A 20,534-nucleotide genomic window follows, 5' to 3' on the forward strand; every position below is an offset into this window, starting at 1 on the left:
CGTGAGGTCAGCGCAGCAGTCGGGAGAAGTAGTCGTTGGCCGCCTGCATGGTCATCTCGTAGGGGCGCGCGAACTTGCGCGACACCCAGTACCCCACCCGGATGTCGTTGCTCGAGTATACGAGGAAGTGCCGCTTCGCCATCCCGGTCAGGATCTTCTCCGCGACCACCTCGGGCGACACGGCGTGGGCCTCGAAGCGTGCGGTCAGCTTTCTCACGCGTGGGTCGTCGCGATCCACGCCGGCGATGTCCACCGTCTCGACGAGCGGTGTCCGCACCGCCCCGGGGACCACGAGCGAGACGTCGATGCCGTGCCGGGCGAGGTCGTAGCGCAACACCTCGGACATGCCGCGCACGCCGAACTTGCTGGCGCTGTACGCCGCGTGCCACGGATACGCGAGCAGGCCGGCCGACGACGACACGTTGACCAGGTATCCACCGCGACCCGCCGCGATCATCGGGGGAACGAAGCACTGGGTGACGTGGATCGGGCCCATCAGGTTGATGTCGATCAGCGCCTTCCACGTCTCGTGGGCCATGTTCTCGACGGTGCCCCACGCGGAGATCCCGGCCACGTTCATGACGACGTCGACGCTCCCCACCTCGGCGTGCACGGCGTCCGCGAACGAGGCGACGGCGTCGTGGTCGGAGACGTCGAACGCACGCGAGGCGACGACGCTGCCGCCGTTCTCGGCGATGGTGGCGGCCGTGGCCGCCAGTCCCGCCTCCGCGATGTCCGTGACGACCAGCCGCGCCCCACGCCGCGCGGCCTCGATCGCCGTGGCGCGACCGATGCCGCTGGCGGCGCCGGTGACCAGCACGATCGCCCCGCGCAGGTCGGTCCACGACCGTCGCGGACGTCTCCCTCTCAGCCTGCTCTGCACCATCGCGTCGCACTCCCCCCTCGCCGGCCTGCTGTGGTGCCCGACACTACCGGTCGAGTGTGCGCGCTCCGACTTGTCAGAGGCCCGACGACCGGCGCAAAATCTGCCACCATGGCGTTGATCTCGAAGGGCTTCGTGGGCCGCCGGCGCGGCGACGACGGTCGGACTCCCCCCGGCCAGTACCTGACCAACGATTTCCCGGTTCTCGCCATCGGGCCCGCGCCCGTGGTCGCGACCGACACGTGGTCGTTCTCCATCACGTCCGAGACCGGTGAGACCCGGACCTGGACGTGGGACGAGGTGGCCGCGCTGCCGCACGAGACCCCGACGGTCGACATCCACTGCGTCACCAAGTGGTCGAAGCTCGACACCAACTGGAACGGCGTGAGTCTCGACGTGCTGCTGGACGGTCTCGACACCGAGGCCGGATACGTCGTCGTGCATGGCTTCGACGGATACACCACCAATCTGCTCTTCGAGGACCTGCGAGACGGGAAGGCCTGGCTGGTCACCGAGTTCGACGGAGAGCCGCTCGCACGCGAACACGGCGGTCCCGCACGGCTTCTCGTGCCGCACCTGTATTTCTGGAAGTCGGCGAAGTGGGTCTCGCGCATCGAGCTCACCGAGGAGAACGAACAGGGATTCTGGGAGCGCGGCGGCTATCACGACTACGGCGACCCGTGGCGCGAGCAGCGATACCAAGGCGACTGACGTGACCACCGGAGCCACCGCCGGGGTCGGGGCCCGGCCCTGGCTCGTCGCGAGGGTGCTCGAGTTGCGGCGCGAGACACCGACCGCCTCGACGCTGGTGCTCGACGTCGACGGCTGGCCGGGACATCTCGCCGGACAGCACGTGGACGTGAAGCTGACCGCCGAGGACGGGTACAGCGCGCAGCGCAGCTACTCCCTCGCCTCCGCACCGGACGGCACGTCGCGCATCGAGATCGCCGTGCAGAACGTCTCCGACGGCGAGGTGTCCCCCTACCTCGTCGGCGCCGTCGAGGTGGGCGACCGGTTCGAGATCCGCGGACCCGTCGGCCGGTGGTTCGTCTGGCGGCCGTCGGCACCCACCGAGACCCCGTCACCGCCTGTCCTGCTGGTGGGCGGCGGCTCGGGCATCGTTCCGCTCCGCGCGATGGTCCGCGCGCAGGCCGCGGCGGGATCGAGCGGCGGCCGGGTGCCGTTCCGCGTGCTCTACTCGGTCCGTGAACCGGCGGAGGTGTACTTCGCCGACGAGTGGGCGCATCCGCCCGCGGGAGTCGACGTCACCACGCTCTACACGCGGCGCGCCCCCACCGGCTCCCGCAGGCCGCTCGGCCGCATCACGATCGAGGATCTCGACGCGCACGGGTGGCCCGCCGAGTTCGAGCCGCGGTGCTACATCTGCGGGCCCACGAGCTTCGTCGACACGGTCGCGGACATGCTGGTCGAGCGAGGACATGCACCGGCGAACATTCGCACGGAGCGCTTCGGACCCAGCTGACAACCGTCCCCGCCCGGCCGAGTTCAGAGGCGCGTGGTCATCTCGTCCTGGTAGTCGCGGACAGTGCGTTCGATGCGTGCGGCATCGTCGGCGTCACCGCGTTTCCGAGCGTCGTACGCGCGTGACTGCAGCACGCGGATGGCCTTGCGCAGCTCGTTGTCGGACATGCGGCGGTCGGTGCGTTCGCGCGTGGCGATGTCTTCCATGGGTCTCTCCCGACGTCACTCGTGCGGTCGACACACGAAAGCCGTGTGTCTCACGTCACAGTGTGCGCCGGGAGAGCGCCGAACGCTAGTGGTTGCTGGAGACGCCGGTGTCGCTGGTGGCGTCGGCACCCGAGCGATCGCGTACGAAGCTGGAGAGGCTTCGCGAGGCGAACTCGCGGAAGTACGGGAGCTTCGCCGGAGGCACGAGCGAGGGCAGGATGGTGTGCCAGACCTGCTCCATGCGCACGGCGGCACCGTCGAGGCGCGCAGTGCCCTCGGCGACCATCAGCACGCCACTGAGCATCTCCGAGACCAGGCAGGACGCGGTCTCGGCGTCCAGCGAGTCGATGACGTCACCGTGCTCGATGGCACGCTCGAAGAGGTGCGAGAAGATGTTCTGCCACGTACCGAAGACGCTCCCCCGCGTGGGGTCCGGTGCGTCCACCTCGAGCTGCAGGCGGTACATGATGCGCACCAGGTTGTCGGTATTGGCAAGGTCGAGAACGGAATACGTGATCCCGATGACGGATTCCAGTGCGGGAGAACGGCTGTCGACCATTCCGGTGCAGGCGGCCGCGACACGCTCACGACCCTCGTCGACGAGCGCGCGCGCCAGCTCTTCCTTGGAGGCGAAGTGGAAGTACAGCGCGCCCTTGGTCACACCCGACTCCGCCGAGACCTGGCTCAGGGTCGCCGTGGCGTGGCCGACCCGCAGGAACAGATCGGCGGCAGCCCGCAGGGCCGCGGACCGCGTTGCCTCTGCACGTAATTGCCTGACCATTGTTACTCCCCACTAGTCACGCGCGTTCGGACCGGTGCTCCGAACCGCCGGTGTGAATCCCGTGTCACACCCTTCTACTGCGCGTGATCATGATAGGCACAGGTTGGACTCGAACACCGCCACAGAAATGCACTCGAGACAAAATCACAATGACGACCAGCGCTCGAGCGAGTCCAGGCACCGCTCCGACTGCTTCTACTCGTCGGTAGGTTCTTTATCTCGACGAGAGCCGACTTCTCGTCCGCCGGCACCGGACGTCGGCGCACGTCATTGCAGCGAGACGGCGACGAAGATCTCGACGTTCCCGTCGGCTGAGAGGCACTCGAACTCCACCCCGCCGGCGCGCACGATCGAGCCGTCGGCGATGGCCTCCTCGGCCTGCGCCCACGCGTCCTCCGCCCGGTCGGGCAGCGTCATCGACGGCGTGAAGACCGCGAACGCTCCCGACGGAACCGTGACGAAGACGTCGCCGATCGGCACGTCGTCGACGTTCCCACGAGGTACGCCGACGACGACGTTGCAGACACCACGCTGATCCGGGACGTAGACGGTGTAGACGTCGGCGTCCTCCGGTTCACGTTCGCGGATACGTTCACGCAGGAACACGACGAGATCGCTGGCGCTGCCCTCGGGTCCGGGATCGACACCGGGCACGACCAGTCCGCCGAACACCATGCTCGGACGTGCCACGAGACGGAACGTCATCCCGCACCGCCGACGCCCCGCGAGCCGGGCGTCGCGACCGGAACGTACATCTCGATCTTGTACGCGTGGGGATACACCTCGAACTCACCGGTGAAGGCGCGAGTGAAGGACCCCATCTCCTCCGCGTGGGTGATCTCGTTCCACAGCGTCGTCAGGACCTGCGGAAAATTGCCGACTGCTGAGAATTTCGCATAGCGACCCGCCGGCACACGCGCCACGATGTGCCCGCGGCGCACGTCACCGTCCGCGACGCGGTACCCGACGATCTGCGTGCTGTAGGACCCGATCGCGGGAACGAAGTCGGTGTAGATCGACCCGAGCGGTTCACCGATGTCCTGGTTCAGGATTCCGGACCACGCACGTTCGAGATTGGTGTCGTAGAGAGAGCCCAACGCCCGTTTCGGGCTACGCACAGGGAGACCCGCAACCCACGTTTCCGCGAGGTCGACGAATTCGATGGTCATGACGGGCTCCCGTGCAACGGCTTCGATGTCCGCGTGGTGGTCACTGACATTCCGGCGGACCGGCACTCGCGACCCCGCCCGGAGAAGTGCCCACCCGCCGTATACCACGACGCGCCCTCACCATACAGTGCCGCGTCAGGGGAGAACGGACACCCCGTGAGATCCGTCCATTCCTGCCGAGGCCGGCAACGCCTCCACGGGCGGCGGTGCATCGGATCGCCACTGCACCACGGCGGCTCCCGTCAGAATTGCTGCACCACCTGCGATTTGAGTGAGAGACACTGTCTCGCCGAGCAGGAGCCACGCCGCAACCACCGCGCACAGCACCTCGACCAGCGCGATCACCGATGCGGTCGATGCCCCGAGAGCGCGGGACGCCATGATCCCGAAAACGTACGCGACGGCTGCGGAGACCAGGGCGAGCACTGCGACGGCAGTCCACCACGGCCACGCCCGGCCGTCGAGAGCGACGTCGTTCGTCGACACCTGCAACGGAACCATTCCCAGCATTCCGGCGACGCCGACCACAATGGCGCCCACCGCCAGTCCGGCGGCCGAGAGAACCAACGGATCGACGGCGTCGCCCTGTTTCGCGGACACCACGAAGTAGAACGCGAGACACACGGCGGCGGACAGTCCCCAGAGCACGCCGACAGGATCGAACACGGCGCCGTCGAACACGTCGAGCACGACCAGCGCACCGCCGAGCGCGAGTGCGACACCCGCCATCGTCGTCGGGCGGGGGCGCCGCCGGGTGGTGATCCAGATCCAGCCGATCACCAGGACCGGCCCGAGGTACTCGAGCATGAGTGCGACACCCACCGAGAGGTGTTGGATCGCATTGAAGAAGCAGACCTGGGCTCCTGCCACCGCGACGACGCCGTACGCGACGACGGTGACGGGAGCCGAGAGCACCCCGCGGAGTGCGCCGCGGCGCAGCAGGACGACGACGGGCAGGAGGATCACCGCACCGCCCACGATGCGAGCGAGCACCGCGGACTCGGGCGACCACCCGGTGTCGGTGAGCGCCTTCGCGAACGGGCCCGACATTCCGAACGCGATCGCGGAGGTCACGGCGAACGCGACACCGGAACGGGAGGACACCATGAGCGGCCCTTTCGAGGATCCGGCCACACCGCCGGGTACGTCGCCCGTCATGTCATGACCGTAACTGTAGATTGGTCATGACACTAGAGACCCGGAAGGTCAGGAGTCAAATGCTTTTTGCTCATGACACACGCACCGCCCTCGTCTGGGCGGCGGCGCTGATCAACACCGCCGCGAACGGCGAGGACCACCTCCCTGACGTGAGCACCCTGTCGTCGATGCTCGACGAGCACGAGTGGACGGGGCGCCGCGACGGCACACAGGAGGAACTCGACGCCGTGCGGGCCCTGCGCCCGGCCTGGCGGGCGCTGTGGGAGACGGGCGAACCCGACGCCGTCGTACCCGTCGTCAACGCGATGCTGGCCGCATCCGACGCCCGGCCGTACCTCACCCGCCACGGCGACTGGGGCTGGCACATGCACGTCAGCGACGACGACGCGCCCCTCGCCGATCGCATGACGGCCGAGACCGCCGTCGCCCTCGCCGACATGGTGCGGTCGGACGAGCTCGAGCGGCTCCGCCTGTGCGACGCACCGGACTGCGACGCGGTGCTCGTCGACCTCTCCCGCAACCGATCGAGGCGGTACTGCGACACCGGAAACTGCGGCAACCGCGCCAACGTCGCCGCGTACCGGGCCCGCAAGAAGATCTGACGACGGCTGGTCCTGGTGAACCGATATTCGCACAATTCCTGATCAGCTGAAGGTATTCCGTGGTCACCGGACCAGCCACTGGTAGCCACCCCGCTCAATAACGGTGGTTCGCGCCATCTGTTGTCGCACAACATCATACGACTCATCGGTGGCTTTGACGCCACCTGCAGCCGGGGTTACCGTCGGTGATCGCGGCGGCCCGCCGGGCCGCACGCCTCATCGCTTCTCCTCGTCTCGGGAGCCACACCATGTCGATCTCGACGTCCCTCGACGGGCGGGTGCAGAGCCACACCCGCGCGCATCTGTCCGAGTCTCGTGCACGCGTGGCCTCCATGCTGGGCGACATCGTCGAGGACCGCTCCCTCGGAGCCAGGCTGTGGTCGACCGACGACGTCGAGTACCTCAACTGTGGCGGGTACGGGACCCTCCTGCTCGGCGCCCGGCATCCCCGCGTCGTCGACGCGGTGATCGCCCAGCTCGGACGCCATCCCGTCTCCACCCGCACCCTGCTCGAACCTCGGGTGGCCGAGGCCGCGGCGGCGCTGGCGGCCCGCCTGCCGGACTCGCTGTCGAAGGTCTACTTCGGCGCCTCCGGAACCGAGGCCACCGAAGCCGCCGTCAAGATGGCCTGCAGCGCCGGCCACCATCGCCTGATCGGGGCGAGCCGCGGCTACCACGGCAAGACCCTCGGCGCGCTCGCCCTCACGGCGAATCCGTCGTATCAGAACCCGTTCCGTCGACTGTTCACCGCGGCGACCACAGTTCCGTACGGCGACGTCCAGGCACTGTCGGACGCACTCGGCGACGACGCCTCCGACGCCTGCGTGGTCCTCGAACCCGTGCAGGGCGAGGGCGGGGTCGTGCTGCCGCCCCGCAACTACCTCGCGGTCGCCTCGGCACTGTGCCGTGAACGCGGAGCCCTCCTCGTGATCGACGAGATCATGACCGGGCTCGGACGCACCGGCCTGATGTGGGAGAGCGAGCGGGACGCCGTCGACGCCGACATCGTCCTCGTGGGAAAGAGCCTGGGCGGCGGCGTGATTCCCGTGTCGGCCGCCGTCGCGACACCGCGCGCCTTTCGTGCCTTCGACATCGACTTCGGCATCCACACGTCGACCTTCTCCGGTGCGCCGCTGGGGATGGCGGCCGCGTGCGCCGCGCTCGAGGTCATCGACGACGAGAAGCTGGTGGCGCGATCCGCACGGACGGGCGGACGACTGCTCGACGAGTTGCGCATACTCACAGCGGATCTCGGGACCGTGGAGGTCCGCGGTCGAGGGTTGCTCATCGGGCTCGACTTCGGCGACGCCGGCACCGCCGGCCGCTTCCTGCTCACGCTGCTCGACCGGCGCGTCGTGGCCAACCACTCCCTGAACGCCAGTCCCGTCGTGCGTTTCACTCCCCCGGCCACGATGACCGAGGCGGACGTCGACTGGATGCTCACCGCCGTCGGCGACGCACTGCGCGAGACGTTCTCGAAAGGACACCGATGACGATTCTGCTGACCGGAGCCTCCGGCGTCGTCGGACTGCCGACGCTCCGCGCCCTCACCGAGGACCACGACGTCGTCGTGCTGGAAGGTCGACGCGCCGTGCAACACTCGGGGATCACTGTCCGCGGCGACCTCCGCGCGCCACACCTCGGACTCGACGACCGGACGTGGTCCGCCCTCACCCGCGACGTGGACACCGTCGTGCACTGCGCCGGCGTCGTGGACTTCGGGATCGACGACGCGTCCACCCGGGCCGTCAACGTCGACGGAGTCCGCCACATCGTGGAGCTCTGCCGGGACGCGTCGGCACGCCTGGTGCACGTCAGCACCGCCTTCGTCGGCCAACCCGTGATCCCGGACGTCACCGGCGGACTCGCCACCATGCACCCCGGTGCGTACATCGCCAGCAAGAGGGACGGCGAGGATCTCGTGCGGAGCAGCGGCCTCGACTGGACCATCGTCCGCCCGTCCATCGTGTGCGGCGATTCCGAGACCGGTGAGATCTCCGAGTTGCAGGGGCTGCACACCCTCGTGCGCGCCTTCCTGCGCGGGACGTTGCCGGTCGTCCTGTGCGAGGACGCGCTGCAGTACGACTTCGTGCCGTGCGACGTCGTCGCACGGTCGATCGCGACGGTGGTGAACCACCCGCGGCAGTACGACCGCGAGCACGTGTGGGTCACCAGCGGGGCCGCGGCACTGGACATCGACTCGCTCGTCGCCGTGCTGGTCGACGAGGCCACCCGCCTCGGGATCGCGGTGGACGCGCCTCGCCGGCTGCACCCGGACGTGTTCCAGCGCCTGTGGAAGCCGGCCTTCTTCGACCTGCTCGACCCCGCGTCGCAGACGAAGTTCGCCAATCTCCTCGCCTCCGTCGCGAACCTGTTCAACACCAGCCCGTTTCCCACGTCGCTCGGGTCCGGACCCCTCCCTCCCGCGCAGACGGCGGGCACCATCGAACGCTCCGCCCGCCTCACCGCCCGACATCTGGTGGAGCGCTCGCCCGGCGCCTATCCCGTCCTGCAGTCCGCCTGACCGTCGATTCCATTCGAGGAGTTCTCATGTCCCCCAGCATCATCAGTGTGATCGCCACCCTCACCGGCGTCACTCCGGACGACGTGTTCGATCGGGTCAGCGACTTCGCCTCCTTCGGCGATCACGTACCCATGGTCGACCGCATCACCGTGACGGATCCCGAGTCGCGGGACGCGGCCGGGTACGTTCGATCGTCGTCGTGGTCGACCCACTTCCGCGGCGGTCTGCTGCAGTGGGTCGAGACGGACACCGTCGACGTGCCCGGCCGCACCGTCACCTTCGAGCAGTCGAGCGGCGACCTGGGATCGTTCGACGGCCGGTGGGCGGTGCGGGAGACCGGCGACGGCGCCGTCGAGATGGCCTTCGACGCCGCCGTCGACATCGGCATCCCGTCGATGGCCGACATGCTCAATCCGGTCGCCGCACAGGAACTGGCCACCGGCGTGCACCAGATCGTCGACGGGCTCTTCGGCTCGGGCGTCGTCTCCGTCGAGACCGGGTCGCGGCTCACTCAGCGCTGACGGACCGGCCCCGGCCTATGCTGAACGCGTGCTCGGCCGACGGCAGTTCCTCCGCGGGGCCGGCGCGGCTGCGGCCGCCGCCGCCCTGGCGGGGTGTTCCCGAGATACGTGGTGGCAGGACGCTTCCGGCCGACTGCGCATCGCCACCGGCAACGTGGGTGCGGTGTTCGACGAGTACGGCGCGGCTCTGCGCACAGAGGCCACGCAGGTGCTGCCGGGTGTGCGCTCGGAGGTCGTCGTGACCGGCGGCTCCGTGGGAAACGTGCTCGACCTCTCGTCGGGCACCGCGGACGTCGCGTTCTGTCTCGGCGACACGGCGCTCGACGCGGTGCGCGGCGAGGGAGCCTTCGACTCCCCGGTCCCCCTGACCGCGCTGGCCCGGCTCTACGACAGCTTCCTGCAGATCCTCGTCCCGGTGGATTCCCCGGTCACGGGCATCCAGGATCTGACGGGCGTGCGCCTGAGCGCGGGCCAGACCGACTCGGGTACCCGGTCGGTGACCGAGAGGTGCCTGGCCGCAGCAGGAGTGGACACGGCGGACGTCGACTTCGTCGCGCAACCGCTCGGCGAGGCGACGGCGGCGCTGAGCACCGGACGCGTCGACGCGCTGGCCTTCGTCAGCGGGTTCCCGGTGCGGGCACTGGTCGAGCTGGGCGCGCGCACACCGGTCCGCGCGCTGGATCTCGGTGGACTGGTCGAGGGACTCGTGTCGACGTGGGGTCCGCAGTACGTCACCGGTCCGCTGCCGGCCGGGCCGTACCGTCTGCCCGCCGCCGTCCAGACTGTCAGCGTGAAGACCTACCTCATCGCGACGCCGACGCTCCGCGAGGACACGGCCTACGGGTTCACGTCCGTCGTCTTCGACCGTCAGGACGCGATCGCACGAACCGTCCCCGACGTCCGGCAGCCGACCGTCGCCGCCGGGATGTTCACCCAGCCGGTCCCGCTGCATCCGGGGGCGCTGCGGTGGTTCCGCGATCGAGACGCGCGGGAAGTGAGATGACCGTCCGCAGGCCGGGATCGGCGGGGTCGAAGACCACGTCCCCGTCGGCGTCGCGGATGCGGAGGACGACGATCGCGAGACCCAGTCCGGTGCCCTCGACGCCGGCGTGCCGGTCGAGTCGATGGAAGCGCCGCCCCAGCTCGGCGGCTTCGGCGGCACTGACGCCGTCACCGTGATCGCGCACCGTCACTCGCCACGCGTCGCCGGCCTGCTCCAGCGCGACGTCGACGGACCGACCCTCCGCGTACTTCAGGGCGTTGTCCAGCAGGACGTCGAGGACCGTGGGGACGAGGTCCTCCTCCAGGAACGCCGGGGCGGTGTCGACGTCGACCCGGACGGTCAGCAGATCCCCGAACAACGGCGCCCACAGCGCGACCCGCTCGCGAAGCTGCCGGGCGACGTCCACCTCGGAGGAGCGTCGGTCGAAGCCTCCCGCGCGGCTGATCTCGATCACCGCGTCGAGTGAGCGCGCCATGCGTTCGGTCTCGGCGAGCACCGGTTCGACGGCCGGATCGTCCACGGCCAGGTTCTCGAGCCGGAGCCGCAGTGCCGTCAGCGGATTGGCCAACTGATGCGACACGTCCGCGACCAGTTCGCGCTGCTGCTGCCGGGAGTGCTCCACGTTCGCCGCCATGTCGTCGAACGACTCCGCGAGCCGCCGGAGTTCGGGCGGCCCGACGTGGCGTCCCTCGGTCGGAGTGCGGCCACGGGACAGCTGCTCGACGCGGGTGGTCAGATCGTCGACCGGCCGCACCACCCAGCCGACGAGTGGCACTCCCACGAGCCAGGCGACGAGCGCGAGGACGACGGCGCCGCCCGCCGCGGCGAGCACCATCGCTCGCTGCACGTTGTCCCGCGCGGCCGACGTGTCCTCCAGCATGACGACGGCACCGAGGATCTGCGCGTCCCGGCCGATGGGCGTCGCGACGATCAACGGCTCGGTCTGCCACGGCCACAGCGCAGTCGGAGCGGAGGTCGGTGTTCCCGCGAGCGCGTCGCGTACCGCGCCCGCCAGACCCGGCACGTCGGCCGGCAGATCCGAGCCTGCCGGTGCGAGCACCGATCCGTCGATGTCGACGATCCACGTGCGGGTGCTCTCCGTGACCTCGCCGTACCGCATCAGATCGGGTCCCAGTGAGCTCGCGTCACCGACACTGTCGGCCAGGGTGGCGAACCGGGTCGCGGCGGCCAGACGCCGTTCGTGGATGGTGATCGCCCGTTCCTCCGCGTGGGCGGCCACGAGCGGCGCGACGAGTGCCGCCAGCACGGCGGCCGTCAACGTGATCGCCAGTGCGAGCAGCCGTCTCCTCACGCGTCGGGCTCGGCGGGAGCGACCAGTCGATAGCCGACACCGCGCACCGACTCGATCCGGGCGACGTCCTTCAGCTTGTTCCGCAGTGATGCGACGTGGACGTCGAGTGTGCGCGAGGCACCCACCCACGTCGTGTCCCACACCTCCTCCATGAGCGCGGCGCGGCTCACGGGGCGGTCCGGTGTGCGGGAGAGTGCCACGAGCAGTTCGCATTCCTTCGCAGTGAGCGTGCGCACGGAGCCGTCGGGTGCGGTGACCTCGCGGGTGTCCCGAGCGAGGTCGAAGCCGAGATCGACGGCCGGCTCGGTGGCGACGCGTCCGACACTGCGCCGCACGACCGCGTCCAGCCGTGCGAGCAGCACCGCGAAGCTGTACGGCTTGGTGACGTAGTCGTCGACACCCGCACGCAGAGCGCCGATCACGGAATCCTCGGTGCGCCGCGCCGTGAGCGCCACGATGGGAACGGACGAGTGCTCCCGGATCCGGCGGCAGACCCACAGGCCGTCGTGATCCGGGAGCCCCATGTCGAGCAGGACGAGATCGGCGTCGTCCACCATGTCGAGCGCCGCGGTCCCGGTCGCGGCGTGCCGCACCGCCCAGCCCTGCCGACGCAGCGACTGTGTGAGTGCGTCGGCGACTCCGAGGTCGTCCTCGACGACGAGAATCTGCATCGTCAGGCCCTCCCGTCCGGCGCGGAAAGCCTAACGCACGGACCTCAGGACACGGCCGCCTCGTTCCTGTCCGCTCGGCGTGCCTGCTCGGCGTCCAGGAAGGTCGGTGCGCGGTTCTTCAGGACGAAGACGTACACGACGAGCGAGACAGCGATGGCGATGGTGACGTAGATGCCGAAGGCGTCGAGCGCATCGTTCTCCTTGGCGGCCTCGTAGATCACCGGAGCCGTGCCGCCGAACATCGAATTGGCCAGTGCGTAGCCGAGTCCCAGTCCCAGAGCGCGCACGTGCGCCGGGAACAGTTCCGCCTTCACGATCGCGTTGATCGAGGTGTAGCCGGTGAGGATGACGTAGGTGCCGGCGAGCAGCAGGAAGGACACCATCGGCGTCTCGACGCGCGGCAGCAGGTTCAGGAAGGTCCACGACCACAGCACACCCGCGATGCCGAACCCGACGAGCAGCGGCTTGCGCCCGATCTTGTCGCTCAGCAGTCCGCCGAGTGGCTGGATCACCATGAGCAGCACCAGCGCCGCGAGGTTGATCCACGTCGCCGTCATGCCCTGATCGGCGTAGGTGCTCTTGACGATGAGCGGCCCGTTGACGCTGTAGGTGTAGAACGCGACGGTCCCGCCGAGGGTGACGAGGAAGCAGATGAGCAGCTGCTTCGGGTACGCGGTGAACAGCTCGGTCATCGAGCCGCTGCGCTTGCCGTCGACCTCGGTCTGCAGGGATTCGTCCATGCTCCGACGCAGGAACAGCACGACCACGGCGCCGAGGGCGCCGATACCGAACGCGATGCGCCATCCGAAGGAGGCGATCTGTTCGTCGGTCAGGACGCTCTGCTGGATCAGCAGTGTGACCTGGGCGAGGACGTGACCACCCACCAGGGTGACGTACTGGAACGAGGAGAAGAATCCGCGCAGCCCCGGCGTCGCCGCCTCGGACATGTACGTCGCCGACGTGCCGTACTCGCCACCCGTCGCGAAGCCCTGCAGCAGGCGGCAGAGGACGAGCATGACCACGGCGGCCGACCCGATGGACGCGGCCGTCGGGGTCAGCGCGATGAGCAGGGACGAGCCCGCCATGAGCGAGATGCTGAACACCAGAGCGGGACGACGCCCGTGCCGGTCCGCGTACCGACCGAAGAACCACGACCCGATGGGGCGCATCACGAAGGTGATCGCGAAGATGCCCATCGTGTAGATGCCCGCGTTGGGCTCACCGTCGGCGAAAAAGCTCGACTGCAGGTACGACGCGAAGACCGTGTAGACGTACACGTCGTACCACTCGACGAGGTTGCCGAGTGATCCGCGAATGGTGTTGAACACCGCCCGCTTCGTCGAGGGAGGCCCCGCGGGGATGGCTGTCGTGGCCATGGATGGTCACCTTTCGGTCCGGTGCAGGGGATGCACCGAACGAACACTAGGTGTGACCGGCGCCATATGAGGCACGGCTGCGGGCAGTCTTTACAGACACTTTGCAAACCCGACCGAGGCTGTCGGTGGGACCTGCCACCATCGCCGACATGACGACGACGCCGGCGCTACCCGAAGCGTGCCTCGCGTGGTGCAGCACCCGTTCGTACGAGTACGACGTGCTGGGTGATCTCGCGGAGATCGACCTCGACTGGTGGAACAGTCGTCTCACGAGCGCGCGCATCCCGGTGCGGGTCCGCGCCCGAGGTCTGGACGGAGACGTCGTCGAGACCGGCACCGGGTTCCTGCGGCGCGGCGATCTGCGGACCATCGGGAGCGGGTGCGATCTGACCACCGTCTACCACTGCGCCGCATGGCTCGTCGGTCATCGAGACCGAGACCGCGCTCGCCGCTTCCCCGATGCGCGGGACCTCGAGGAGCCGGCCGGCGACCGTCGGCTGCACGGTGTTCGGCAGGCACTGGACGAGTGCCGCCGCGCGCCGGCGCTCATCGATGTCGGTCCGCACCGGGACTGGTCGGGCTGGCCGAGGGCCACGGGATTCGGGCGCGTTCCGATGTCCCTGTACGTGTGGGCGATCGGGTCGGAGAACATGCTGCACCGCCCGCAACTCCTCGACCAGCAGGCGCTGTCGGAACTCGTGCACCTGGGGTGGGTGGACAATCCCTCGGTGTCGGCCATGACCGTGCGGCGCTACCTCGACTACTGCGAGGTGCTCGACGAGTGGGCGAGACTGGGCCACGTACGCCCCGAGCTCGTCGAGATGTGGCTGGTGCGGTCGTGGCGGATCCGACGCGAGACGCCGTCGCCGTTCCTGGACGAGTTCCGCGATGCGCTGTGACGAGAGTCGAACGTGGTGGAGCTGAGGGGAATCGAACCCCTGACCTTCTCGATGCGAACGAGACGCGCTACCAACTGCGCCACAGCCCCTGACCCGGCGAACCAGGATCGTCTCGAACTCTAGCAGCCCCGCGGGACTGCCAGAAATCCGGTCACTCCCCCGCTGCGCGGCGCATGCGGACGTCGAGGTGGGAGTCGCCGACGTGCTCGTCGTAGTGCTCGAGATGGTCGAACGCCGGGTCCTCGTCGTCCACCTCGAGCACCACGGCGCCGGGGCGACGCAGGCGCTCAGGAGTGAGCTTGAGCTCCGGGTCGGTGCTGGACTCGACACCGAGGCGCGAGCGCTGCAGACGCTGCATACGACGACGACGGATGTCCTCCTCGATGCGCACCTGGCGGCGGAGGTAGAACAGGTAGGACGACAGCCCGACGATGGTGACGGCGAAGACCCACCAGAAGATCGGGCTCGCAAGGAATCCCAGCGCTGCAGACATCGCGATGACGAACACGGAGCCGAGCACCGTGCGCTGACGGAACGCGTAGCGGGCGGCGCGGGCGATGGCGTCGGCCTCGGGATCGAAGCCGCCGCGGCCGCGTCGCTGCGGCACGAAGTCCTCCGAGAAGTACTCGTCGACGTGCTCGTCGCTCTCGTGGCCGTGCTGGGTCTCCATCGGATCCTCCGAAAGCGAGTCGGTCGAGTGCAGGTCGTCGTCGGACGGGCGCCAGTCGGGGTCGCTGCGGTGCCCTGCCGCGGGACCGGGATCGACGCGGAGCCGTGCTCCGCCCCGGTGCAGGACCCGTGTCGCGAGCGCGACGTCGGTGGTGCGGCGGATACGCGGGCGCGATGTGACCACCATCGGCACGAGCACGAACAGCCAGATGGCGACGAGGCCGATCCAGATCACCGAATTGGGCACACCCACCACCTCCTGACGTGAATCACATTCATGTGAGCTTGCACGTCAGCGTAGTGGGGCGCGGTCAACCGCCGACGACGACGCGCCGAACACGAGTGCACTCATGTCACTCCAGTCACAGGCCGAAATTCCCGCAGTGCTTGCGTGTTCCCGCGGACACTGCAGCACGCGCGGGAACACGGAACCCCTACGGGAATCTCGAGGCAACTACCGAGCCCACGCCGCCCGACCACTGCGCACCAGCACGTCCGCCACCGTTCCGGGCGTCTCCCCCACCGTCATGGCGACGAGGATGTGGTCGCGCCACGCACCGTCCACGTCGAGGTACCGCTGCAGCAGGCCCTCCTGGCGGAACCCGACGTTGCGCAGAACCGCTTGACTGGCAGCGTTTTCCGGCCGCACGGTGGCTTCGAGCCGGTGCAGCCCGGCCGACGAGAAGCAGTGGTCGACGCCGAGTGCAAGTGCTGCCGTGGCAACCCCTTGCCCGCCGACGTCCTTGGCCACCCAGTAGCCGATCCACGCCGATCGAAGGGCTCCGCGGACGATGTTGCCGACAGTCAGCTGCCCGACGAAGGTGCCGTTCAGTTCGATGGCGAAGGGCAGCATCATCCCGCGCCGGGCCTCGGCCTTGAGGCTCGAGAACAGGGGCGGCCACGACGACATCGCGTGCCGCATGTCCCACGGCGCCTCACCGGTGGGCTCCCACGGTTCGAGGTGCGCGCGGTTGTCGATGCGGGTCCGCGACCACACCGCAGCATCACGCAGACGCACCGGTCGGACCGTCACCTCGCCCGCGGGAACCACGAGAGGTCCCAGCTTCGCCGGCCATCCGGGATGGCTCGACCACGATCGCGGCATACTTCGAAACCTTAGCGAAGAGGACGGAGCGTCAGCCGCGCTGCGCGAGGAATGCGACGTCGACCTCTTCGCCGGTCCGCACCTCGGTCACCTCGGGGTCGACCATGACCAGGCAGTTGGCCTCCGCCAGCGTCGCCAGCAGGTGCGACGAGCTGCCGGGAGCACCGCCGAGTGCCTGCACGAGGTACTCCCCCGTGCCCTCGTCCCGCATGAGCTGACCGCGCAGGTAGGCGCGGCGCCCGGCGATGGACGTGATGGGTCCGACGGTGCGGGCGGTGACGATGCGGCGCATGGGCTGGCGTCGACCGAGCGCGATGCGCACGAGCGGCCGCACCATCACCTCGAAGACGACGAGCGCACTCACCGGGTTGGACGGCAACAGGAAGGTGGGTACCTCGTCGCGACCGAGCTGGCCGAAGCCCTGCACCGATCCGGGGTGCATGGCCACGCGGCCGACCTCGATGTCGCCGAAGTCCTCGAGCGCCTCGCGGATCTCCTCGGACGCGCTGCCGCCGACGGCTCCGGCGATGACGACGATCTCGGAGCGGATGAGCTGCCCTTCCACCACCTCGCGCAGCCGCTTCGCGTCACCGCTGACGATGCCGATGCGGTTGACGTCCGCGCCCGCGTCCCGCGCCGCGGCAGCGAGGGCGTAGCTGTTCACGTCGTACACCTGGCCCTGGCCCGGTGTGCGTTCGATGTCGACGAGTTCGCCGCCGATCGAGATGACCGAGAGTCGGGGACGGGGATGCACGAGGACCTTGTCACGGCCCACGGCTGCGAGGAGCCCGACCTGCGCTGCGCCGATGATGGTCCCGGACCGCACGGCGACGTCGCCGGGCTGCACGTCGTCACCGATGCGGCGCACGTACTCCCCGGAACGCACGGGTGCGAGCACCTCGATGCGGCCGCGCGCGAACTTCGCTCGATCCACGGGCAGAACGGCGTCCGCGAGGGTGGGCAGCGGTGCACCCGTGTCGACGCGCACCGCCTGCCGCGGCTGCAGACGGATGGGCTGACGCGACCCCGCCGCGACCTCGCCCACCACGGGCAGCGAGATGTCGACGGGTGCGCCGTCGTCGTCGGTGGCCGACCCCGCTGCAGCGATGTCCACACTGCGGACCGCGTAACCGTCGATGGCCGCCTGATCGAACCCGGGCAGCGGGCGCTCGGTCACCACTTCCTCCGCGCAGAGCAGACCCTGCGCCTCGGAGATGGCGACTCGCACCGGCCGGGGGGCAACCGCTGCAGCCGTCACTCTCGACTGCTGCTCCTCAACCGAGCGCATCCGCACCTTCCGTCATCCGTGTCGACCGGGCGTCACTCGTAGGTCGTGAGCTCCGGTGCCCAGCTGTCGCTCAAGCGCTCCTGGAGCCACTCGCGCAATGCCGGACCGTAATCTTCGCGTTCCAGTGCGAAGTCAACCGCAGCGCGGAGGTAACCCCCGGGATTTCCGAGGTCGTGTCTCACTCCGCGGTGCACCACCACATGTACCGGATGACCCTCCTCGATGAGGAGAGCGATGGCGTCGGTGAGTTGCAACTCGCCACCGGCGCCGGGCTGGATTCTTCGCAACGCATCGAAGATGGCCCGGTCCAGAAGGTATCGGCCGGCCGCCGCGTAGTTCGACGGCGCGTCCTCCTTCTTGGGCTTCTCCACCATGCCGTTGACCTTGAGCACGTTGGGGTTCACTGCGTCGGGCACGATCTCGGTGTCGAACACTCCGTACGCGGACACCGCGTCCTCGGGAACCTCGATGGCGCACAACACGGTTCCGCCGCGCTTGGCACGCACCCGCGACATCACGTCGAGCACACCCCGCGGCATCACCAGGTCGTCCGGGAGCAGCACTGCGATCGCGTCCTCGTCGTCGTCGAGCACCTCCTCGGCGCACGCGACGGCGTGTCCGAGACCCAATGGCTCCGCCTGGATCACCGACTGGACGTCGAGAAGACCGGGCGCGACACGGACCTTCTCGAGCATCTCGAGCTTGCCGCTCGCCTCGAGCTTGTTCTCCAGCACCAGATCCTCGACGAAGTGGGCGACCACACCGTCCTTGCCGGGCGAGGTGACGATGACGAGGCGCTGCGCGCCGGAATCGGCAGCTTCTCCGGCGACGAGCTCGATTCCGGGCGTATCGACCACCGGCAGTAGCTCTTTCGGTACCGTTTTCGTGGCGGGGAGGAAACGTGTTCCCATGCCTGCAGCGGGTACGACGGCCGTACGGAACGACGGCTTCTTGCCACCGGCCACGGACTCACTGTTTGCTGAGCTCATGCGCACACCCTATCCATGTAGACCGCGAATCGTCCTTCGCGAGACACTGGGGTTTCCCCCGTGATCAGTGACGACAAACTCGAGTGGAGGACACGCATACTCACTGCCCGCAAGCAGCGAGACGTCCACGCACGAGAGCGGGCATCAGAGGCACTCTCTCACGCCGTGTCGGTTTTGGCCTCCGATGCGCGGGAGCGCGGCGGCGACACTGTCGCCGCCTACGTACCGGTGGGTAGCGAGCCCGGTGATGCGAGCATGCTCGACTCCGCACTGGCCGCCGGACTGCGAGTGCTGCTGCCCGTCGCGCGTGAACCGGGGCCGCTGTCCTGGGCCGAGTACCGCGGACCCGACTCGCTCGTCGCGGCCGCGTACGGCTTGCGCGAACCGTCCGGCCCGACGCTTCCTCCCGAGACCGTCGCGGACGCGTCGATCGTGTTGGTACCCGCACTCGCCGTCGATCGCAGCGGCGGTCGCCTCGGCCGAGGCGCCGGCTTCTACGACCGCACACTCGGTGCCGTCCGGCCCGACGCGTGGCTGGTGGGCGTGGTGTACGACGACGACCTGGTCGACGAGCTGCCCACCGAGACGCACGACGTGCGCATGACCCACGTGTTGACGCCGCTGTCGGGGCTGCGGCGGCTCGGCCACGACAGCCTCTGCTGAGGAATAGCGCCACCTGCACGGACGTTGCCTCGATTGCCGACGCTGGCACTGTCGACTGTAGAGTGCCAGTCAGGGACCGACAGCGGAGGAAACGTGCCTACCTACTCTTATGCGTGCACCGAGTGTGACAACCGGTTCGACATCGTCCAGAAGTTCACGGACGACTCGTTGACGGTCTGCCCCGCGTGCTCCGGCAAGCTTCGCAAGCTGTTCAACACCGTGGGCATCGTCTTCAAGGGCAGCGGCTTCTACCGCAACGACAGCCGCGGCAGTTCGAGCAGCAGCGAGTCGGGCTCGTCCGACTCCGGCAGCTCCTCGGACAGCAAGAGCTCGAGCGAGAAGAAGAGCGACACGAAGTCCGACTCGACCTCGACCACCTCGAGTGAGAAGAAGTCGACCAGCACCTCCACCCCCGCCGCCGCAAGCTGATCGTCCGACCCGGGGAGCGTTGAACCGCTGTCCCCAAGCACCGTGAAACCTGGCGGCCTCCTGCGTCGCCCTGGTTCTACGGTCGCGTCATGTCTCCCACGGTCGATCACCCGCTGAGCGCGCGTCTGTTCGACCGCATGCCGCCTCTCCCGCCGCGTCTGCGGTCACCTGCCGCTCGACGCATCGTCGCCGCTGCTCTCGTGGGGCTCGCTGTCGTCTCGGCATATCGAACCGATCCGTCGCGGACCGAGGTCCCGGTCGTCGTGACCGCCACGGACCTCGCTCCCGGCACCTCACTCACGGCCGCCGACGTCACGCTGACCCGGGTCGACTCGTCCCTGCTCGCGGACGGAACGCTGCGGTCGGTGGACGACGCGGTGGGACGGACTGTCGCCGGACCCGTCCGATCCGGCGAGGCGCTCACCGATGTCCGATTGCTGGGGCCTCGACTGGCGTCCGCCACCCTGCCGTCCGGTGACGCCCGCATCGTGCCGATCCGCCTCGCCGATCCCGAGCTGGCGCAACTGCTTCGAGCCGGCGACGTGGTCGACGTGGTCCGGGCGGCGCCGGACGACACGTCCCCGTCCGGGGTGATCGCCGAGAGTGCCACCGTGGTGATGGTCTCCGCCCCGAGCTCCGGCGTGTCTCGACGCGACCAGCTCGTTCTGGTCGCCCTGCGCGCGGACGACGCGTCGGCCGTCGCCGCTGCGTCGCTCTCCGATGCACTGACGGTCCTGCTGCGGTGACCGTCCCGGGTCGCGGGCTTCGCCGCGCCCATCGAGACGCGCTGGTCGGTTACTCTC

Annotated in this window: 24 protein-coding genes and 1 tRNA gene; 11 read left to right on the forward strand and 14 right to left on the reverse strand. The window is 68.9% G+C overall.

Annotation, left to right across the window (positions count from 1 at the left end):
• Positions 1 to 7: 7 nt before the first annotated feature.
• Positions 8 to 886 (reverse strand): SDR family oxidoreductase, encoded by an 879-nt coding sequence (locus tag BR07_RS22995; RefSeq protein ID WP_081821041.1) that lies wholly within the window; start codon positions 884 to 886, stop codon positions 8 to 10.
• A gap of 108 nt (positions 887 to 994) precedes the next feature.
• Between BR07_RS22995 and BR07_RS0102600 the strand changes: the two genes are divergently transcribed.
• On the forward strand, positions 995 to 1,594 hold the full coding sequence (locus tag BR07_RS0102600) for a sulfite oxidase-like oxidoreductase (RefSeq protein ID WP_027504101.1): 600 nt from the start codon (positions 995 to 997) through the stop codon (positions 1,592 to 1,594).
• A gap of 1 nt (position 1,595) precedes the next feature.
• The gene (locus tag BR07_RS0102605) at positions 1,596 to 2,366 is read left to right on the forward strand and encodes a ferredoxin reductase (RefSeq protein WP_027504102.1); all 771 of its coding nucleotides are present in this window, start codon (positions 1,596 to 1,598) and stop codon (positions 2,364 to 2,366) included.
• Positions 2,367 to 2,389: 23 nt separating this feature from the next.
• On the opposite strand, the gene BR07_RS23000 is transcribed toward BR07_RS0102605, so the two are convergent.
• From BR07_RS23000 to BR07_RS23010, 5 genes are all read right to left on the reverse strand, one after another.
• Positions 2,390 to 2,572, reverse strand: a complete 183-nt coding sequence (locus BR07_RS23000) for a hypothetical protein (protein ID WP_037183956.1) — start codon at positions 2,570 to 2,572, stop codon at positions 2,390 to 2,392.
• Positions 2,573 to 2,657: 85 nt separating this feature from the next.
• Positions 2,658 to 3,353, reverse strand: a complete 696-nt coding sequence (locus BR07_RS23005; RefSeq protein WP_051612955.1) for a TetR/AcrR family transcriptional regulator — start codon at positions 3,351 to 3,353, stop codon at positions 2,658 to 2,660.
• A gap of 267 nt (positions 3,354 to 3,620) precedes the next feature.
• Positions 3,621 to 4,058, reverse strand: coding sequence for an effector binding domain-containing protein (locus BR07_RS0102620; protein WP_027504103.1), 438 nt, complete (start codon positions 4,056 to 4,058; stop codon positions 3,621 to 3,623).
• On the reverse strand, positions 4,055 to 4,522 hold the full coding sequence (locus BR07_RS0102625; protein WP_027504104.1) for an effector binding domain-containing protein: 468 nt from the start codon (positions 4,520 to 4,522) through the stop codon (positions 4,055 to 4,057). Before BR07_RS0102625 ends, BR07_RS0102620 begins: the two co-directional genes overlap by 4 nt.
• A 135-nt stretch (positions 4,523 to 4,657) precedes the next feature.
• A complete protein-coding gene (locus tag BR07_RS23010; RefSeq protein WP_081821042.1) occupies positions 4,658 to 5,680 on the reverse strand; it encodes an EamA family transporter in 1,023 nt (340 codons plus the stop codon).
• 59 nt (positions 5,681 to 5,739) lie between these two features.
• Here BR07_RS23010 and BR07_RS0102635 point away from each other — a divergent pair, with 59 nt between their 5' ends.
• From BR07_RS0102635 to BR07_RS23025, 5 genes are all read left to right on the forward strand, one after another.
• Positions 5,740 to 6,282, forward strand: coding sequence for a CGNR zinc finger domain-containing protein (locus BR07_RS0102635; RefSeq protein WP_027504105.1), 543 nt, complete (start codon positions 5,740 to 5,742; stop codon positions 6,280 to 6,282).
• A gap of 248 nt (positions 6,283 to 6,530) precedes the next feature.
• Positions 6,531 to 7,775, forward strand: coding sequence for an aspartate aminotransferase family protein (locus BR07_RS0102640; RefSeq protein ID WP_027504106.1), 1,245 nt, complete (start codon positions 6,531 to 6,533; stop codon positions 7,773 to 7,775).
• A complete protein-coding gene (locus BR07_RS26120; RefSeq protein WP_051612956.1) occupies positions 7,772 to 8,806 on the forward strand; it encodes an SDR family oxidoreductase in 1,035 nt (344 codons plus the stop codon). Before BR07_RS0102640 ends, BR07_RS26120 begins: the two co-directional genes overlap by 4 nt.
• Before the next feature lie 26 nt (positions 8,807 to 8,832).
• Positions 8,833 to 9,327 carry a type II toxin-antitoxin system RatA family toxin gene (locus BR07_RS23020; RefSeq protein WP_051612957.1) on the forward strand — a complete coding sequence of 165 codons (495 nt, stop codon included), beginning with the start codon at positions 8,833 to 8,835 and terminating at the stop codon, positions 9,325 to 9,327.
• A gap of 28 nt (positions 9,328 to 9,355) precedes the next feature.
• Positions 9,356 to 10,330 carry a TAXI family TRAP transporter solute-binding subunit gene (locus BR07_RS23025; RefSeq protein WP_051612958.1) on the forward strand — a complete coding sequence of 325 codons (975 nt, stop codon included), beginning with the start codon at positions 9,356 to 9,358 and terminating at the stop codon, positions 10,328 to 10,330.
• Here BR07_RS23025 and BR07_RS0102660 read toward each other — a convergent pair.
• From BR07_RS0102660 to BR07_RS0102670, 3 genes are read right to left on the reverse strand one after another with little or no spacing between them, the layout of a single operon-like run.
• Entirely contained in the window at positions 10,257 to 11,642 is a 1,386-nt protein-coding gene (locus tag BR07_RS0102660) for a sensor histidine kinase (protein WP_027504107.1), read from the reverse strand. The genes BR07_RS23025 and BR07_RS0102660 overlap by 74 nt on opposite strands.
• The gene (locus BR07_RS0102665; RefSeq protein ID WP_027504108.1) at positions 11,639 to 12,313 is read right to left on the reverse strand and encodes a response regulator transcription factor; all 675 of its coding nucleotides are present in this window, start codon (positions 12,311 to 12,313) and stop codon (positions 11,639 to 11,641) included. The genes BR07_RS0102660 and BR07_RS0102665 overlap by 4 nt, the downstream gene beginning before the upstream one ends.
• 44 nt (positions 12,314 to 12,357) lie before the next feature.
• Entirely contained in the window at positions 12,358 to 13,689 is a 1,332-nt protein-coding gene (locus tag BR07_RS0102670; RefSeq protein WP_027504109.1) for an MFS transporter, read from the reverse strand.
• A gap of 149 nt (positions 13,690 to 13,838) precedes the next feature.
• On the opposite strand from BR07_RS0102670, the gene BR07_RS23030 reads away from it, so the two are divergent.
• A complete protein-coding gene (locus BR07_RS23030; RefSeq protein WP_155956905.1) occupies positions 13,839 to 14,588 on the forward strand; it encodes an 8-oxoguanine DNA glycosylase OGG fold protein in 750 nt (249 codons plus the stop codon).
• A gap of 13 nt (positions 14,589 to 14,601) precedes the next feature.
• Here BR07_RS23030 and BR07_RS0102680 read toward each other — a convergent pair.
• The 5 genes from BR07_RS0102680 to BR07_RS0102700 form a co-directional block, all read right to left on the reverse strand.
• A tRNA-Ala gene (locus BR07_RS0102680) sits at positions 14,602 to 14,677 on the reverse strand.
• Between the two features lie 62 nt (positions 14,678 to 14,739).
• Positions 14,740 to 15,504, reverse strand: coding sequence for a divisome protein SepX/GlpR (sepX, locus tag BR07_RS0102685; RefSeq protein WP_027504110.1), 765 nt, complete (start codon positions 15,502 to 15,504; stop codon positions 14,740 to 14,742).
• Between the two features lie 207 nt (positions 15,505 to 15,711).
• Positions 15,712 to 16,362, reverse strand: coding sequence for a GNAT family N-acetyltransferase (locus BR07_RS0102690; RefSeq protein ID WP_027504111.1), 651 nt, complete (start codon positions 16,360 to 16,362; stop codon positions 15,712 to 15,714).
• A gap of 31 nt (positions 16,363 to 16,393) precedes the next feature.
• The gene (gene glp, locus BR07_RS0102695) at positions 16,394 to 17,650 is read right to left on the reverse strand and encodes a molybdotransferase-like divisome protein Glp (protein WP_027504112.1); all 1,257 of its coding nucleotides are present in this window, start codon (positions 17,648 to 17,650) and stop codon (positions 16,394 to 16,396) included.
• 32 nt (positions 17,651 to 17,682) lie between these two features.
• Positions 17,683 to 18,639 (reverse strand): UTP--glucose-1-phosphate uridylyltransferase, encoded by a 957-nt coding sequence (locus BR07_RS0102700; protein WP_051612960.1) that lies wholly within the window; start codon positions 18,637 to 18,639, stop codon positions 17,683 to 17,685.
• A 63-nt stretch (positions 18,640 to 18,702) separates the two neighbouring features.
• Here BR07_RS0102700 and BR07_RS0102705 point away from each other — a divergent pair, with 63 nt between their 5' ends.
• The 3 genes from BR07_RS0102705 to BR07_RS0102720 all read left to right on the forward strand — a co-directional run bounded on the left by BR07_RS0102705 (position 18,703) and on the right by BR07_RS0102720 (position 20,477).
• Positions 18,703 to 19,302 (forward strand): 5-formyltetrahydrofolate cyclo-ligase, encoded by a 600-nt coding sequence (locus BR07_RS0102705; protein ID WP_442970298.1) that lies wholly within the window; start codon positions 18,703 to 18,705, stop codon positions 19,300 to 19,302.
• Positions 19,303 to 19,395: 93 nt separating this feature from the next.
• Positions 19,396 to 19,731: an FmdB family zinc ribbon protein gene (locus tag BR07_RS26495; RefSeq protein WP_081821044.1), complete on the forward strand. Its 336-nt coding sequence runs from the start codon at positions 19,396 to 19,398 to the stop codon at positions 19,729 to 19,731.
• Positions 19,732 to 19,820: 89 nt separating this feature from the next.
• Entirely contained in the window at positions 19,821 to 20,477 is a 657-nt protein-coding gene (locus BR07_RS0102720) for an SAF domain-containing protein (RefSeq protein WP_027504115.1), read from the forward strand.
• The last annotated feature ends 57 nt before the right edge of the window (positions 20,478 to 20,534 follow it).

Origin of the sequence: Rhodococcus sp. UNC23MFCrub1.1 (assembly GCF_000686025.1) — a bacterium.
Taxonomy (GTDB): domain Bacteria; phylum Actinomycetota; class Actinomycetes; order Mycobacteriales; family Mycobacteriaceae; genus Rhodococcoides.

Bases quoted from the DNA above. Each gene is read 5' to 3' on its own strand.
- BR07_RS22995 (WP_081821041.1), bottom strand. From the start codon at position 886: ATGGTGCAGAGCAGGCTGAGAGGGAGACGTCCGCGACGGTCGTGGACC.
- BR07_RS0102600 (WP_027504101.1), top strand. From the start codon at position 995: ATGGCGTTGATCTCGAAGGGCTTCGTGGGCCGCCGGCGCGGCGACGAC.
- BR07_RS23000 (WP_037183956.1), bottom strand. From the start codon at position 2,572: ATGGAAGACATCGCCACGCGCGAACGCACCGACCGCCGCATGTCCGAC.
- BR07_RS23005 (WP_051612955.1), bottom strand. From the start codon at position 3,353: ATGGTCAGGCAATTACGTGCAGAGGCAACGCGGTCCGCGGCCCTGCGG.
- BR07_RS0102620 (WP_027504103.1), bottom strand. From the start codon at position 4,058: ATGACGTTCCGTCTCGTGGCACGTCCGAGCATGGTGTTCGGCGGACTG.
- BR07_RS0102625 (WP_027504104.1), bottom strand. From the start codon at position 4,522: ATGACCATCGAATTCGTCGACCTCGCGGAAACGTGGGTTGCGGGTCTC.
- BR07_RS23010 (WP_081821042.1), bottom strand. From the start codon at position 5,680: ATGACGGGCGACGTACCCGGCGGTGTGGCCGGATCCTCGAAAGGGCCG.
- BR07_RS0102635 (WP_027504105.1), top strand. From the start codon at position 5,740: ATGCTTTTTGCTCATGACACACGCACCGCCCTCGTCTGGGCGGCGGCG.
- BR07_RS0102640 (WP_027504106.1), top strand. From the start codon at position 6,531: ATGTCGATCTCGACGTCCCTCGACGGGCGGGTGCAGAGCCACACCCGC.
- BR07_RS26120 (WP_051612956.1), top strand. From the start codon at position 7,772: ATGACGATTCTGCTGACCGGAGCCTCCGGCGTCGTCGGACTGCCGACG.
- BR07_RS23020 (WP_051612957.1), top strand. From the start codon at position 8,833: ATGTCCCCCAGCATCATCAGTGTGATCGCCACCCTCACCGGCGTCACT.
- BR07_RS0102665 (WP_027504108.1), bottom strand. From the start codon at position 12,313: ATGCAGATTCTCGTCGTCGAGGACGACCTCGGAGTCGCCGACGCACTC.
- BR07_RS0102670 (WP_027504109.1), bottom strand. From the start codon at position 13,689: ATGGCCACGACAGCCATCCCCGCGGGGCCTCCCTCGACGAAGCGGGCG.
- BR07_RS23030 (WP_155956905.1), top strand. From the start codon at position 13,839: ATGACGACGACGCCGGCGCTACCCGAAGCGTGCCTCGCGTGGTGCAGC.
- BR07_RS0102690 (WP_027504111.1), bottom strand. From the start codon at position 16,362: ATGCCGCGATCGTGGTCGAGCCATCCCGGATGGCCGGCGAAGCTGGGA.
- glp (WP_027504112.1), bottom strand. From the start codon at position 17,650: ATGCGCTCGGTTGAGGAGCAGCAGTCGAGAGTGACGGCTGCAGCGGTT.
- BR07_RS0102700 (WP_051612960.1), bottom strand. From the start codon at position 18,639: ATGAGCTCAGCAAACAGTGAGTCCGTGGCCGGTGGCAAGAAGCCGTCG.
- BR07_RS0102720 (WP_027504115.1), top strand. From the start codon at position 19,821: ATGTCTCCCACGGTCGATCACCCGCTGAGCGCGCGTCTGTTCGACCGC.